Here is a 381-nt window from a genome sequence, read left to right as displayed (position 1 = left end):
AGGGTCGCTATTGACTTCAGAAATATACCAACTATCTCCATCGATTTCTGTGACTGTCGGTTTGTAAGTAAACTCCTGATAAACCTCAGCACCTATAGAGTCATCGCTGGCTGTTGGGGGGTTATTACTTCCTACAGAGATGGCCACGCGTATTTCCCCTGATATAACGATTTCGTTGTTGTTCTGAGATGACCCTCTAAGACTATAATGAACGATACCGACGCCTGAACTTGTTCCGGGTACAATAGTAATTTCATTCTCATCAATTCCCACACTAGCAATAGTGTTATTTTGGGTTACATCGGAAGCCATCTCCAACGACAGTATGCTCCCAAAAGTTCCATGTTTGCCAATTTCCTCTTCCAAATTTATGGTTATATC

General features: G+C 42.0%; 1 protein-coding gene. It reads right to left on the bottom strand.

The features are described from left to right. Positions 1–381: hypothetical protein (locus tag AB4486_RS24590; protein ID WP_372119291.1), on the bottom strand; the 381-nt coding region annotated here is incomplete at both ends.

This window comes from Vibrio sp. 10N.222.55.C6 (assembly GCF_041473395.1).
Lineage (GTDB): Bacteria > Pseudomonadota > Gammaproteobacteria > Enterobacterales > Vibrionaceae > Vibrio > Vibrio crassostreae_C.
Note: the sequence above shows the minus strand (reverse complement) of the source record. Positions and strands in the feature narration are given on the sequence as shown.